10 protein-coding genes are annotated in these 15683 nt (G+C 44.9%); 9 read left to right on the top strand and 1 reads right to left on the bottom strand.

Features of this window, described 5'->3' with window-relative positions:
- Positions 1 to 25: 25 nt before the first annotated feature.
- The 9 genes from G589_RS0106220 (at position 26) to G589_RS20995 (ending at position 15327) form a co-directional block, all read left to right on the top strand.
- Positions 26 to 1588: an efflux RND transporter periplasmic adaptor subunit gene (locus G589_RS0106220; protein WP_026521479.1), complete on the top strand. Its 1563-nt coding sequence runs from the start codon at positions 26 to 28 to the stop codon at positions 1586 to 1588.
- Positions 1589 to 1592: 4 nt separating this feature from the next.
- Positions 1593 to 2801, top strand: coding sequence for an ABC transporter permease (locus G589_RS0106215; RefSeq protein WP_026521478.1), 1209 nt, complete (start codon positions 1593 to 1595; stop codon positions 2799 to 2801).
- A 25-nt stretch (positions 2802 to 2826) separates the two neighbouring features.
- Positions 2827 to 4044: an ABC transporter permease gene (locus G589_RS0106210; protein WP_026521477.1), complete on the top strand. Its 1218-nt coding sequence runs from the start codon at positions 2827 to 2829 to the stop codon at positions 4042 to 4044.
- A 46-nt stretch (positions 4045 to 4090) separates the two neighbouring features.
- The gene (locus G589_RS0106205; protein ID WP_155832505.1) at positions 4091 to 7681 is read left to right on the top strand and encodes a DUF5717 family protein; all 3591 of its coding nucleotides are present in this window, start codon (positions 4091 to 4093) and stop codon (positions 7679 to 7681) included.
- 6 nt (positions 7682 to 7687) lie between these two features.
- A complete protein-coding gene (locus G589_RS0106200; RefSeq protein WP_026521475.1) occupies positions 7688 to 8986 on the top strand; it encodes a DUF5716 family protein in 1299 nt (432 codons plus the stop codon).
- Positions 8987 to 8992: 6 nt separating this feature from the next.
- Positions 8993 to 9835: a hypothetical protein gene (locus tag G589_RS0106195; protein ID WP_026521474.1), complete on the top strand. Its 843-nt coding sequence runs from the start codon at positions 8993 to 8995 to the stop codon at positions 9833 to 9835.
- Complete coding sequence (locus G589_RS0106190) at positions 9835 to 11013, top strand: hypothetical protein (RefSeq protein ID WP_022768536.1); 1179 nt, start codon at positions 9835 to 9837, stop codon at positions 11011 to 11013. The genes G589_RS0106195 and G589_RS0106190 overlap by 1 nt, the downstream gene beginning before the upstream one ends.
- 267 nt (positions 11014 to 11280) lie before the next feature.
- Positions 11281 to 11628, top strand: a complete 348-nt coding sequence (locus G589_RS0106180) for a PepSY domain-containing protein (RefSeq protein ID WP_026521473.1) — start codon at positions 11281 to 11283, stop codon at positions 11626 to 11628.
- A 219-nt stretch (positions 11629 to 11847) separates the two neighbouring features.
- Complete coding sequence (locus G589_RS20995) at positions 11848 to 15327, top strand: EAL domain-containing protein (RefSeq protein WP_051192217.1); 3480 nt, start codon at positions 11848 to 11850, stop codon at positions 15325 to 15327.
- Between the two features lie 80 nt (positions 15328 to 15407).
- Here the strand turns inward: G589_RS20995 and G589_RS0106170 are convergent.
- On the bottom strand, positions 15408 to 15683 hold a 276-nt coding region (locus G589_RS0106170; protein ID WP_026521472.1), incomplete at its 5' end, for an IS3 family transposase.

Here is a 15683-nt window from a genome sequence, read left to right as displayed (position 1 = left end):
AATGAAAGTTTATGGAGGAATTTTGATGTCTGAGAAGGAAAACAAGAATAAGGAGATTCAGGAGAGCGTTACTGCGATCCCTGAAGCAAATAATGAAATCAAAGAGACCACCGGTGCGGATATGGAGGTCTACGACGATTACGATGTGACAGATCTTGCTGATACTGCCAAGAAGAAAAAGAGATTTAAGAAGAGATATGCTGTGATCGGAATAGCAGCTCTTTTGATCGCAGCCTTTGTCATCTATCGCATAAATGCAGCCAAGAATGCGGTTGTCATGGTTGAAACTCAGGATGTAGCTCTTGGAAGTATTGAGAACGTTCTTTCAATCTCAGGTACCGTGCAGAGTGGTGAGACCAAAAACTACTACTCGGATGTTACAGCACCTATTGAGAAGCTTAATGTTAAGGTCGGAGATAAGGTTTCAAAGGGGTATGAGCTCTTAACCTATGATACAGAAGCACTTGATCTTGCACAGCAGAACGCTGAGCTTGCGATCAAGCAGGCTAAGGGCACATACAGTGCAACAGCTGCAGGAGCTACAATAGCTGATTCAGCTGAGAACTATGCACAGAATATGACTCTGGATCAGATCAACAACAGGATCGATCAGATAACTAATGAAAAAGAAGCTATTCAGAAGCAGATAACTGAAAAGAAGAACAGGATCAGCCAGACAATAGACGAGCTTACCAAGGTTCAGATGGATTACAACCAGAACAGAGTAAGCGATGGTGCAGAAGGCTACAATCACTACGACAGAAAAGACAGCGACGGAAATGAGATGTATCTTCAGACACAGGAAGCGCTCACTGATGCACAGGCAGCTCTCACAAGAGATCCTGAGATCATTGCATGGCAAGATCAGATCACGGCACTTACCGATGAAGCAAGCCGTCTTACTTCCGCACGCAGCTTAAAGGTCAGCGGAGGTACCTTATCCGCTCAGAAGGCAGCCCTTGATACAACACAGCTCAATCAGGGAGATACACTTTCTAAGATTGAAACGGCCAAGGAAGGTATAAAGGCCGAATTTGACGGTGTTGTTACAGCAATCCCCGCAAATGTTGCAGAGGGTGCGACTCTGGCAGCCGGAGCGCAGATCCTTTCCATAGCAAATCTTGAGGATGTGCAGGTTACCATCCAGGTTTCAAAGAGTGATCTTCCAAAAATCTCACTCGGACAGAAGGTTGATGTAACAATAAACGGAAAGCCATATAACGGCGAAGTCACAAAGATTTCCGGAAATGCCACCAAGAACGCCAACGGTGTAGCGGTGGTTGATACCGTTATCAAGGTGACAAACCCCGATTCGGATATTATTTTCGGAGTTGAAGCAAATAATAAGATCCATGCTCAGAAGGCAGACAACACCATCGTTCTTCCTTATGAGTATGTTCAGACAGATTCAACAGGCGATTATGTATATGTGCTTGCAGCAGACAACACAGTACAGAGAAAAGACGTTGTGATCGGAATTTCAACATCTACAGATGCTCAGATCACAGAAGGACTTGAAGTTGGTGATAAGGTTATTACATCGGATGTAAGCCTGCTCACAGAAGGAATGACTGTAGTAGCACAGTAAGATAATGGGAAAATTTTCAGAGTATTTAAAAAGTGCAATTAAACAGATAATAGGTAATGGCTACAGAACCCTTATGACCATGCTTGGTATTGTTATCGGTATTGCAGCGGTTATTGCGGTAGTTGCCCTTGGAAACGGCATGAGCAGCTTTGTTAAGAGCTCTCTTAACGATCTTGCCGGCAACTACGGCATTTTGTCCATAAATACCACCAAGACCTCGGAGAGACTTACCAGAGATGACATGTATGCAATTGAGGAGGCGCTTCCGAATGCAAAGGGAGTCTCCCCGAATCTAACCGGCTATGGCAAGATTAAAGGCAGAAAAGGGACTTTTTCAGCTGTAGTTAGCGGCGGTTCCGAGGCATATCAGTACTCCTTAAGTAATGAAATAGTTAAGGGGCAGTACTTTACCAGGCAGCAGGTGGAATCGGGACAGAGAGTCTGTGTAATGCTTCTTGATGACGCCAAGACACTCTTTGGAACCGAAGATGTAATAGGATTTGAGGTGGAGCTTACCATCTATGGAAAGACAGCCACTTACACTATTGTTGGCCTTCGTGATCACATGAATGAAATGTATCAGTTCATCATGGAAGGCCAGGATTACTATGCGCAGCTGGAAGTGCCCTACACAGCACTGGGTGCGGATTTTGATTATGATACCGAGAATTTCACTCAGCTGATGCTCTTTGACGCACAGGAAACTTTGTCTGAATCGGTTCAGACGGCAAAAGACATCCTGGTCAATGCCCACGGCTTAAGAGGTTCTTCAGCCCTTTCCGCTCAGAGTATGGCTGACTTTTCGGAGCAGCTCAATCAGATCCTTGGCTATGCCCAGAGTTTCCTTCTTCTGGTATCGGTCATCTCCCTGATTGTAGGTGGAATCGGTGTTATGAATATCATGCTGGTGTCAGTTACAGAGAGGACCAGAGAAATTGGAATAAGAAAGTCAATTGGAGCCAGTACCGGAGCCATAATGACGCAGTTCCTCGCAGAAGCTGCGATCCTAACGCTCCTTGGAGGAATAGTGGGTATCATACTTGGAATAATAGTTGCCCATGTGATCTGCACAGCCATTGGTTTTGACGTTATCATTACGCCGACATCGGTTCTTGGAGCAGCATTTTTCTCGGTGATGATAGGTCTTTTCTTCGGAATCTATCCCGCCAGGAAGGCAGCCAAGATGAAACCTATCGACGCACTTCGCTTATGATCAAGACGCAGCAAAGGAAAGTTTAATGGGAACATTTGGAGAGTATATAAAAAGTGCTCTGTCAAGCATACGCACCAACAAGGGAAGATCATTTCTTACCATGCTTGGCATCATCATAGGTATTTCAGCGGTACTTATCGTGCTCATCATAGGCGATGGCATGAAGGCTACTGTCAACAGTGAGATTGATTCCCTGGGAGCTGCTACAATAACAGTTTCTTTGGATGACACCAAGACAGATAAGACCTTTACCAGACAGCAGTTTGAGAACATAGAAGAAAACATTGATAACATCTACGGAGTATCGCCCTCTCTTTCTGTATGGGGAAATACCAAAGGAAAAAAGCAGGAAATTTATGACGTGAGTATAGATGGCGGAGATACTGCCTCACAGTATGCTTCGGGTATGGAAATACTTCACGGTAGATACTACAATGAAGCAGATGTGGAAGACGGCAAGAAAGTCCTTGTAGTAAGCCAGATGTTTGCAAATCTTGTATTCGGCTATGAAGAGGTAGTCGGACAGACTCTGGAGATTACGGCATATGATATCACACAGGAGTTTACCATAGTCGGAGTAAGAGAAGATACTCCTTTGGATGTTGCATATGCAAGCTTTGGCGAGGATACGATCATTGGCGCAAACGCTCCTTATACAAGTCTATGCGAAGCCTATAAATTTGATGTGGATAAACAGTTCAGTTCATTCAAGATATACCTGGACAGCGACTATAAGGATGCAGTTCTGGGTCAGACCAGAGCAGTTGTTGAAAATATCATGGAGCTCAGGGGAGAGAACTGTGTAAAGATCTCATCCGGCGCAGGCTTTGATCAGACCACCAACAGTATTCTTAACATCATCACATCAGTAGTTGCCATAATTGCAGCGATATCTCTTTTGGTAGGCGGAATCGGGGTTATGAATATCATGACGGTTTCCGTTACTGAGAGAACAAGAGAGATCGGAATCAGGAAGTCCCTCGGAGCAAGGACATCTTCAATTCTTACCCAGTTCCTTGCGGAGGCATCAATCCTGACTTTTACCGGCGGAATCATAGGAATTATCTTTGGAATAAGTGTATCTTTCCTTATTTGTAAGATAATCGGCTTCTCGTTCTCGGTAAATCCGCTTCTGGTACTTGCAGTCGTTGCCATTTCAACCGCCATTGGTCTGTTCTTCGGCATTTATCCCGCCAAGAGAGCAGCAAATCTTGATCCTATAGAAGCACTCCGTACTGAGTAAATTTATGGTATACTTAACACTATAAATTGTTTTTTTGGGGTGAGTCGTGAGAGAAATTATTGATCAGCTTTTACAGGGGAAATATATGTATGCCCAGAGAAGCCTGGACTTCTCAACGGGCCGTGTTGAGCTGAATTTAGAGCCCGGAGAGATTATCGAGGGCTCTTTTACCATATTTGGACCTGAGAATACGCCGATTTACGGCAAGGTTTCATCAACAGAGATCAGAATGGAAGTCCTCACAGGAGATTTTTCGGGATCTCCTTACGAGGTTTCTTATAGATTCAGTGCCAAGGGAATGTCCCAGGGGGATGTTCTTAAGGGGCAGTTTAAGATCATATCCAATCAGGGAGAATTTGTTCTTCCTTTCGTAGCTACTGTGCGTCTGGACCACATTGCATCCAGCCTCGGTGACATCAAGAATCTGTTTCATTTTGCAAATTTAGCCAAGACAAATTGGGATGAGGCGGTAAGCCTCTTTTATTCCCGTGACTTCATTTCTGTCTTCAAGGGAAACGATGCCCAGTATGAGAGCCTCTACAGAGGCCTTTGCATGGGCAGCGACAACGTTCAGAACGTTGAGGAGTTCCTGATTTCCATTAACAAGAAACAGCCTGTCCAGTTCATGCCGGATCAGGAGGAGCTTCAGATAGACTTCACTGGTCTTTCCCATGAGCACGGCATTATCCTTACAAGAAACGGCTGGGGATACACACATCTCTTCGTGGATGTAGATGGTGACTTCATTACCCTGGATAAATACGAGATCGGAGAGGACGACTTTACCGGTTCTACCTGCAGACTCAAGGTAAGGCTGCGCACAGACAAGCTCCATGAGGGCAACAACTTCGGCAGAATCACTTTCCACAATAACTTTGTGAAGGTAGTGCTTCCCGTGACCGTATCTGTTGAGCTGGAGCAGAGGCACCTTAAAGCCGACTATCAGGAGATGAAGAAACTCACGGTAGAGCTGGTCAAGGTTTACGAGAACTTCAGCTGCAAGAAGATCACTTCAAGGGCATGGCTGTCTGAGACCGGCAAGATTATTGCCAAGATGAATGCCATAGACGACAAGGACTTAGAGGTCAGGCTCTACACAGCTCATTATTACATCACAGCCGGAAGGACCAACGAGGGCAAGTGGATACTTGATCAGGCGGCAAAAGAGGCACTGGAAGCTCCGGGGGATACACTCTACAGCTATTATCTCTACCTGACAACTCTCTGCAGCAGAGAGGATGCCTTCATAAATGACGTTTCCGAGAGGCTTGAGGGAATCTTTAGAAGAAATCCTGACAACTGGCGAATTGCCTGGCTCTTACAATACATTTCGGATGAGTACACTACCAGCAGCCCCAGAAAGTGGATGATGCTTGAGGAACAGTTTACTTTGGGCTGCAGAAGTCCGATCCTGTACCTGGAGGCTATGAATCTTTTAAATGATTCACCCTCCATCCTGACTCACCTCGATGAATACGAGCTATACGTCCTTGAGTACGGCGCCAAGAGGCAGATTATCAGCTTAAACCTGATCGATCAGATCGTTTATCTTGCTATCCGTGTCCGCAACTTTGACAAGAGGCTCTTCAGGATCCTTAAGACCTGCTACGAGATCAAGGAAAACGACGAGGTCCTTGAGTCCATCGTCTCACTCCTTATCAAGGGTGGTAAGACCGATAACTTCGCCTTTGAGTGGTACAGAAAGGGCGTTGAGAGAGAACTTCGAATAACAAGGCTCTACGAGTACTACATGATGTCCATCTACACTGATAAAGATGGGCTTCTTCCATGCGAGATAAATAAGATGGTACTGATGTATTTCTCGTACCAGAGCGACCTTGAATACGACAAGAACGCAATACTTTACAGATATATCCACGAGCACAGGGAGGATTATCCTGAGCTCTACGAGTCATACGTGCCTCAGATCGAGAAGTACCTCATGGCACAGCTGGACAAGGGCAGAGTTTCCAAGGACCTTGGCTATCTTTACAAGAACCTTCTCACAAGACAGATGGTTGACGCTGCCAATGCTTCCAAGGTGCTATCAGTTCTTTATACCTCACAGATCATTGTCCCGGACAAAAGAGTAAGCGGCGTGATCGTAGTCTACGACAAGTGCGAAAGAGAGATGCGCTACCCGGTAGTAGACGGAGAAGCCTTCGTTCCGCTTTATGGCAGCGACTATGCAGTTCTTTTGACTGATCACGAGGACAACAGATATGCCTCCAGCATTCCATACACGAACATAAGGCTCATGCTTCCCGGTAAGCTTGCTTCTTATGCGATTCCGTATATCCAGAAGGGAAAAGAGAATCTGGATCTGTTTTTGTGCGACCTTGGCAAGAACGCTTACACCATCGATATGGACAACGTCGGCAGATACCGAGATCTTGCCGGCTCAGAACTGGTGCGCAAGAGCTGCAGGAACGAGATTAGAGGGAACCTGGTTCACTTCTACTATGACAATGATTTTACAAGGCAGCTCACTGAGTATCTGCTTGATATAAGTCCTGAAGACCTCACAACTACTGAGCGCGGAGAGATCCTGGAACTCATGGTAATGGCAGGGCTTTATGAGAGAGCACTTGAATGGGTCAAGGAATATGGCACCTACGGCATAGATGCCAAGGTAATACTGCGCCTGTGTGTAAGGTTACTTGACAGGGGCATGCTTGATTTTGGGGCAAAAGAGCTTGAGATTGCCCACTACTCCTTTGTAAACGGCAAGTACGACGAACAGCTCCTTAGCTACCTGATTTCCGGATATAACGGAACCATCAAGGAGATGAGGGACATCTGGAAGGCATCCGAGTCCTTTGGTCTTGATACCTACAACCTTGCTGAGAGAATGCTTGTTCAGATGCTCTTTAGCGGCTCCTACATCGGCGAGAAGATCGATGTGTTCAGAAACTATGTAAGCAGCGGAGCCAATACAGACATCGAGATGGCTTTCATAACTCAGAGTGCTTATGACTACTTCGTTCACGGCACAGTCATCGACAGATATATATTCGACCGTACAGAAAAGCTTACTCTTGAAAACATGAGATTGGCTGAGGTGTGCAAGCTGGCATATCTTCGCTATTACGCTACGGACAAACGGTCTGATGAGGAGATCAACGAGAAGGTTGCTGCCTCTTATATGAGGGAGCTTCTTTCAAAAGAGATATTCTTCCCATTTTATTCGGAGTACGAGGAACTGCTTCCTGATATGGTGCAGTTTATTGATAAGACCATGATAGAGTACAGGTCTGTTCCCGGAAGACACTGTATCGTTCATTACAGACTCGATGATGATGCGGTTGGTGAGTACAAAGCAGCCGAGATGAAAGAGATGTTTGAAGGCATCTATGTCACAGAGTTCATTCTCTTCTTCGGAGAGCAGATGCAGTACTACATCACCGAGGATGGCCGGGAAGAGGGAGCTTTAACCGAGAGCGGAACCATCCAGAAGAGTGACATCACAGGAGGACGTACAGCATCAAGATACAGCCTGATCAACGACATCATGATAGGTGAGACCCTTCAGGATTATGATACCGTGGATGCTTTGATCGGTGAGTACTACAAGAAGAAATACATTTGCGAGAAACTGTTCACCCCGCTTGATCAGCAGCTGAGTGAGGAAGGATAAGATTTTATGTTGTTTGGAAATTCTGATACAAGGCGTTTTGTGCTGGGATATGATCTGGGAGAGAAGGTCTCTCAGATAAGCTATCTGGCATCTGATGCAGATATGCCTGAGACTCTCTCGGTACTGGCCGGCTCAGAACTTTATAATATTCCCACGATCCTTTGCAAGAGAAAGGACGTAAATCAGTGGTTCTACGGCAAAGAAGCCGTAAGGCACATCGATGACGGTGACGGATACGAGGTGAGCGGACTTATCGCCGCAGCCAAGGAAGGAAAGCCTGTTGCTGTGGGAAACACCGAGTATGATCCGATAGCTCTTTTGACCCTGTTTGTGAAAAGAAGCTTATCTCTTCTGTCCATGGAAGTTTCTCTTGATAACGTGGATGCGATCATGTTTACCGTAAGAAGCCTCGACCACAGAATGGTACAGGTATTAAATGCTGTGACAACAGCGCTGGAGCTCAAGACTCCAAATGTCTTTTACCAGAGCCACGAAGAGAGCTTCTACAACTATATGCTCTATCAGCCCGAGGACCTTACTCATCACACGGTCCTTGCTTGCGACTATGACCATGAGGAACTCTCTGTATATGAGATGGACCTTAATTATAAGACGAAGCCCGTTGTTGCAACTATAGATGTCAAGACCTTTGATGATCTGTGGCTTGATGAAGGCTTTCCAAAGGAGGCAGCTCTTTTCCACAAGACCTGTGAGAGGCTCGATGACGAGTTCCTTACTATTATGCAGAAGGTCTGCGGCGAGAAGATCATTTCAACGATTTTTCTTCTGGGGGACGGCTTTAAGGAGAAGTGGCCAAAGAGATCCCTTGAATTCCTCTGCAGGACCAGAAGAGTCTTTCAGGGCAACAACCTCTTTAGCAAGGGAGCCAGCATCGCAGCAAGGGAGAGAATACGCCCCAGTGGCAATGCAAACAGGTTTGTGTTCCTTGGTGAGGACAAGCTCAAGGCAAACCTTGGAATGAAGCTTTTAAAGTGCGGAACGGAAGTTTATCACGCGCTTCTTGACGCCGGTGTTAACTGGTATGAGGCCGGTACAAGCTTTGATATAATCATGGACCCCAGCGGGATTTTGAATATTGAGGTAACGCCCCTTACAGGCAAGACTCCGAGGATTGTCCAGCTCTATTTGGACGGCCTTGAAAAGAGACCTCCGAGGGCTACAAGACTTCGCATTGCGCTCAGCATGGGAAGCGTGAATGAAGTAAATGTCAAGGTCACGGACCTTGGCTTTGGTGAGCTGTTCCCGGCCACCGGAAAAGTATGGGAGCAGACAATAGAGGTGTGATAGTTTATGAGTAAACCAATTCTTTGCATAGGACGATATGCAGAAAATCCATATCACATAGAGAAGATTGGCAGAAATGTGTACTGCATCGAAGAGCTGTGCTACTGCATAGTTCAGAATGCGTTCCTTTTGGATGAAGATAGCTTTGACGAAGAGCTCTTTGACTGGATCGAATCAGAGTGCTGCCTTCAGAAGCTTGCCGATGAACTTCGCAGCATGGCGGCCAAGAGGTGCTCCATGGCTTCCCTTGCGGGAACCATCCTTGATTACGTTGGGTATAATACCAGGAAAGAGGTGGACAAGACCGAGGAGATCCTTAGAGGCAACGCCGGAATGGACGTCTACAAAAAGAAACTCCAGCGTGCGGATTTCCTTATGAAGAATGACAGGTTCACACAGGCGTTCAAGGAGTATGAATTTCTTTTGCACAATACTCCCGACATCGACCTGAAGCTTCGGGCCTATATCAAGCACAACGAGGGCGTTATGTATGCAAGGCTGTTTTTGTTCGACAAGGCAGCAGCCGTGTTTAAATCGGCATATGAGGACAGTGGAAACAGGGAATCCTATATGCAGTATCTGGCAGCGATCAGGATGAGCCTGTCGAATAAGGAATATGTGTCTTTTATCGCAGATTCAGACGAAGCCTATGAGGCATCAATGGAGCTTGAGAGCAGGATGAAGGAAGCTGAGGAGCTCTATGCGTCAAGTAAGGATAACCTGATGCTCAGGACCCTGGCTGTTTACAAGGCTGAGAGCAAGATGCACGAGTATTATGATCAGGTGGGCGAGATCACCGATGAGATGAAACTTACATACAAAGAACTGGTAAAAGATAAGGTGAAGTGATGGGCTTATTTGATATTTTAAAAAGCAGCGATAAACGCGACGACTGGGCAAAAGAGACCAAGCTCCAGGACTGGAACGACATTGTCTATACCAGAAAGGATGTGGATATAGATGATCCGGTCCAGAGAAGAGAGTATATAGGGAGCTGTCTGCAGCAGATGCAGGAAGCTTCAAAAGAACTCGAAGCCCTGGAAATGGAGTACAACGATGTGACTTCGCACCTTCGTGACATGGAGGAGATTGATGCTCTTCCACCGGAGCAGAGGGCGGAGATCAATGAGTGCGCCAAAAAGATCTTAGAGTCCCAGGAGCAGCAGGATAAGTTTGACAGACGAAAGAGCCGCATGACAGATGCGGAGTTTGAGCATATGGAGCGCCTTCAGTCAGGTGCCAAGGAAGGTGCCAAGAAGCTTGCTGAAGCTGAAGATTACCAGAAAAAGATAAGGAACGACTTAAAGCGCCTGGACAGTGAGCGTGAAGCATATATTTACCAGGAGGACGATATCCTTACCGCAGTGGAGAATGACAGGAAGCTTATCATCGCAATCTCTATTGCACTGGTGGTTATCATGATCTTCCTTCTGTTCCTGCAGTTCGGACTGGGACTTAATGTGGTTTACGGCTACATGGTGACATTCCTTCTTGCGGCAGTTGCAGTGACATATCTGTATATCCATCAGAGCAATGCTGCATCTGAGCTCAAGGTGGTGACCAAGTCCATTTCAAGGCTCATCATGCTGCAGAATCAGGTCAAGATAAGATACGTCAACAATACGAACCTTATAGATTATCTTTGCCTTAAGTACGGAGTGAATACGTCAAAAGAGCTAACAGACATGTACGGCAAATATCTCCAGGAGAGAAATGAGCGCGCCAAGGTTGAGGATGCGAGAAGACTTCTTGATTCCAACCAAAAGGACCTTGTCTATATGCTTAGGCACTTCAGAGTCAAGGATCCTGATATCTGGATCCATCAGGTGGAGGCACTTCTTGATCACAACGAAGAAGTTGAAATAAGACACAGCCTCAACGTACAGCGCCAGTCCCTTAGAAAGCGCATGGAGTACAACCGAGATATTGTAGCCGGCAACGCCAAGGCTGAGATCGAGGATATGGCAAGACAGTATCCCAAGTATACGCAGGAGATACTGGATATGGTTTCAAGATATGAAGATTGAGTTTACCGGAGCCTTCGGGCTCCGGTTTTTGTTTGTGGAGTTAGTGGGGAGTCAGTGGGGACGGTTCTCTTGGGGAGTCAGTGGGGACGGTTCTCTTTGACTCGTTTTGCAAAGCAAAATGAGTCAAAGAGAACCGTCCCCACTGACTCCCCACTAACTCCACAAACTTGTGTGACAGTTGTGTGATATTGGCGGTGATAAGATTACATCAAGATAAAACAAAACAAACCAAGCAACACAAACCACAGAGGAAAAGGAGAAAAAGTTATGAAGAAGATTATCGCATTGGCAGCAGCAATTGTTACATCATTAGTTATCGTATTACCTATCGTTCCACCGACAGAAGCACTTGCAGCAACACCTGAAGCAGTTAAGACAGTAGCTCCCATGAAGGTTGCAGGAGTAGCATCCGGAGTTACAAAGAGCCAGGCTCTTGAGATTGCATTAAAGGATGCCGGATACGAGATGGCAGACACTCTTTATACAAAAGTTAAAAAAGACCGTGATGACGGCATGGAAGTTTACGAAGTAGAATTCAGAGTTGGATTCGTAGAGTATGAATATGAGATAGAAGTAGCTTCCGGTCAGATCATCAGCTTTGATATAGATGACTGAGTTTTAACTCAGCAGAGAAATTGATTACGATTTCCCGAACACTTCTTAATCATAATTTTCTCTCTCTCTTAGGAAACAGGGAACGCCATCATGGCGCTCCCTGTTTCCATGTTAAGACGACTTAAATAAGTTTATTACATAATTTTTGTCACCCGTTTACCGTTTGTGATAAAATGTAATATAGATAATGATGTGCATCTAAATGTCGGAGGGGTTTTAGTGAAAAAGTATCAGTACGACAACACGACATTCAAAATATTGGAGAGCACCAGCGTACCTTTTGCTGTATATCAGTATATAAACAAGCGTCTGGTGACCATTCTATTATCTAAGGGATTCCTGGACTTTTACGGATATGAAAACAAACAGGACACCTATGATCTGATGGATAACGACATGTTCAGGGATATTCATCCCGACGATGTGGCGTTTATTGCTGATGCTTCTCATAGGTTTTTGGAAGATGATGACCCCTTCGATGTAATCTATAGATCCAAGATTCATGGTGAGTACAGGATAATTCACTCCTATGGAAGACATATCTACAAAGAAGACGGCACAAGGCTTGAGATGTGCTGGTACACGGACCACGGCCCATTTGTTGAAAGTTCGGAATTTAAAGAAGATGGAAGTATAGCATCAGCACTTAGCATTGCCATCATGGATAGGAGTGCAAACAGAACCTTAAGCTATGACTATCTGACGGGCTTCCCTTCAATGACAAACTACTTTGAGCTTGCGAATGAAGGCTGCAGGGTCATGAGAGAAAGTGGCAGAACACCTGTTATCCTGTTCCTTGATTTTAATGGCATGAAGAGCTACAACCAGAAATACGGCATGGAAGAGGGAGACCGTTTTCTGGTAGCTTTTTCAAGAATCCTTATAGATCATTTCAGCAGCAATAACTGCAGTAGGTTCAGCGCGGATCACTTCTGCGTCTACACGGATTCTGAGGGAGTAGAGGATGTCTGCCAGACTATCATCGAACAGTCCAAGAATATCAACGGCGGCAAAACAATGCCTCTTAGAGTCGGTGTCTATTACTATGACAGCGATGATGTCACCATAAGTGCAGCCTGTGACAGGGCCAAGCTTGCCTGTGATTCTGACAAGAAGACTTATGATGCCCATATTTATTACTTCGATAAGGCCATGATCGCAGCCCTTGATAAGCAGCGCTATATCGTGGAGAACCTGGACAGGGCTCTGGAAGAAGAATGGATACAGGTTTACCATCAGCCTATTTTCAGAGCAGCCAACGATCATATCTGTAATGAAGAGGCTCTTGCAAGATGGATCGATCCCGAGAAAGGCATGATAAGCCCGCAGGACTTTATCCCTGTGCTTGAGGAAGCTAACAGTGTATATAAGCTTGACCTTTACATGGTTGATAAAGTTCTTGAAAAAATGACGGGGCAGATGGCACACGGAGTTTACGTGGTGCCTGAGTCTGTCAATTTCTCCAGATCCGATTTCTATACCTGCGATCTTGTGGAGGAAATAAGAAGCCGTGTCGATAAATCAGGTCTTGGCAGGGATAAGCTGATCATTGAGATTACTGAAAGTGCCCTGGCAGACGACATTGATTACATGACCGTTCAGATAAAAAGGTTTAAAGAGCTTGGATTTACTGTGTGGATGGATGACTACGGCAGTGGATATTCATCACCTGTAATTTTGCTGAAGATCCCATTTGACCTTATTAAGCTGGATATGCTCTTTGTGAGCCAGATTGATGAGAGCAGGAGTGGAAGGATCATAGTCACAGAGATTGTAAGAATGGCTATGGCTCTTGGACTTGAGACTATCGCCGAGGGTGTGGAGACTGAGAAACAGGCGGAGTTCCTTAAGGAAATCGGCTGTACGAAGCTACAGGGCTTCTTATTTGCAAAACCGCTCTCACTGGATGAGATATTCGAAAAGAGAGTGACAATAAGTGCAGAGATGTTCGAAAATCCTGCAGAGACGGATTACTATGCTCAGATTGGTAATGTCAATCTCTACGATCTGTCAATCTCCAAGTCGGATGACGATAAGCTGTCCAATTACTTTGATACCATGCCAATGGTACTGGTAGAGGTTGGGGAAAAGACCTTATCAATTTGCAGATGTAATGAATCCTTCAAGAAGTTCTTTGAAAATTCCTTCCCGGGACGTCTTGATAGAAGAACATTTAATGTCGGAAAATATGAGAACATTCCGGGAAATTATACTCTTAATGCGATCGTTCAGTGTGCTATAGAGGGAAAAAGAACCTTTATTGATGATATAACAGAAGATGGCAGAAGTATTCAGCTGTTCATGAGAAGAGTTGCCGTCAATCCTATTACAGGTGACAGTGCAGTTGCAATTGTTATACTGTCTGTTTCTGATGGCTCTAAAGCTGATACAGGCCTTACCTACAATTACGTTGCCCGTGCTCTTTCTGAGGACTATGTAAATATGTACTTTGTAAAGATGGATACAGGCGACTTCATAGAGTATGCACCTGATGGTTATAACAGTGAAATAACTGTGGAAAGACACGGCAATAACTTCTTTGAAGAATGCAGGAAGGATGCCCAGAAACAGCTCTATAAGGATGATATCGATGAGTTCTTCAATGTTTTCAACAAGGAGTACATCGAAAAGAGCCTTAAGGAGAACGGCACTTTTACACATACCTACAGGCTTATGAGAGATGGTGAACCTGTTTATGTTAACATGAAGATTGTTGCGATAAGAAACAGGAAGAATGAGATCATTATTGGTGTTAACAATGTTGATGCCCAGATGAAACAGAAGGAAGCCATCGAAAAGCTCAGGGAGGAGAGTCTTATATATTCAAGAATCAGTGCTCTTTCCGGAGATTATATGGCTATCTACATCATTGATCCTGCGACAGATGAATACGCGTTGTACAGCTCCAAGGAATTCTACACAACTTTAGGTACTCCTGAACAGGGACCTGACTTTTTCAATAAGGCCGTAAAGGCTGGTGAAAGGGTCATCTTCGAGGATGATTATGCGCTCTTTAGAAGCAGGCTCAATAAGGAGAATGTACTAAAGCACATAGAGGAAGACGGTATCTTTACACTTAATTACAGGCTGATGATAAATAAAAAGCCTGTATACGTCCAGATAAGAGCAAACCTTATCCATGAGAATTCCGAAGACCGCATCATTATGGGAATTTTGAATGTTGATAAGGAGACCAGGAAGGAACAGGAATATAACTTCAATCTGATGGCTGCAAGGGAAGAAGCCAACATCGATGAGCTTACAGGAGTAAAGAATAAGCATGCCTACCTGGATATGGAAGAGGCCATCAATAATCAGATAGATGAAGGGTCATGTCCTGAATTTGCCATTGCAGTCTTTGATCTCAATAACCTTAAGATCATAAATGATACCAAAGGACATCAGGCCGGTGACAGATATATCAAGGACGGATGCAAGATCATCTGCAAGACCTTTACCCACAGCCCGGTATTCAGGCTTGGAGGAGACGAGTTCGCTGTTGTAGTAGACGGAGAAGACTATGACAATCTGGAAGCAAATATGGAAAAGATCGCTAAGATCAATCAAAAGAACATGACCACAGGTAAGGTCGTGATCGCAGCCGGAGCCTCCAGATTTGCCAGAGACAAAAATGTGGCAGCCGTCTTTAAGAGAGCGGACAAGAGCATGTATGAAAATAAGGCAGAGCTTAAGAGCTAAATAAGAAAAGCAGTCGATCTGAGGTGACCCCCAAAAGTTAGACTTTTAAGCGTAGCAGTTTTATGGCTGCTACGCTGTTTTTATGCAGCCAAGAGGTTGAGTCTATACTGGACAGGACTCATCCATCCTAGTTTCTCTTTAATTCTTTGTTCGTTGTAATACTTTATATATCGCTCTATTTCAGCTTTCAATTCTTCGTAACTATAATAAACTACTCCATAATAGATTTCTTGCTTTAGCAGTCCGAAGAAGTTTTCCATTATTGAATTATCAAGGCAATTACCTTTTCTAGACATGCTCTGGAAGATACGTTCTTGTTTTAACCGCTGTGAATAAGCCTTCATCTGATAAGCCCA

The organism is Butyrivibrio sp. VCB2001, from assembly GCF_000423965.1.
GTDB lineage: Bacteria > Bacillota > Clostridia > Lachnospirales > Lachnospiraceae > Butyrivibrio.
Note: the sequence above shows the minus strand (reverse complement) of the source record. Positions and strands in the feature narration are given on the sequence as shown.

Excerpts from the sequence above, each read along its gene's own strand:
- G589_RS0106220 (WP_026521479.1), top strand. The coding sequence starts at position 26 with ATGTCTGAGAAGGAAAACAAGAATAAGGAGATTCAGGAGAGCGTTACT.
- G589_RS0106215 (WP_026521478.1), top strand. The coding sequence starts at position 1,593 with ATGGGAAAATTTTCAGAGTATTTAAAAAGTGCAATTAAACAGATAATA.
- G589_RS0106210 (WP_026521477.1), top strand. The coding sequence starts at position 2,827 with ATGGGAACATTTGGAGAGTATATAAAAAGTGCTCTGTCAAGCATACGC.
- G589_RS0106200 (WP_026521475.1), top strand. The coding sequence starts at position 7,688 with ATGTTGTTTGGAAATTCTGATACAAGGCGTTTTGTGCTGGGATATGAT.
- G589_RS0106195 (WP_026521474.1), top strand. The coding sequence starts at position 8,993 with ATGAGTAAACCAATTCTTTGCATAGGACGATATGCAGAAAATCCATAT.
- G589_RS0106190 (WP_022768536.1), top strand. The coding sequence starts at position 9,835 with ATGGGCTTATTTGATATTTTAAAAAGCAGCGATAAACGCGACGACTGG.
- G589_RS0106180 (WP_026521473.1), top strand. The coding sequence starts at position 11,281 with ATGAAGAAGATTATCGCATTGGCAGCAGCAATTGTTACATCATTAGTT.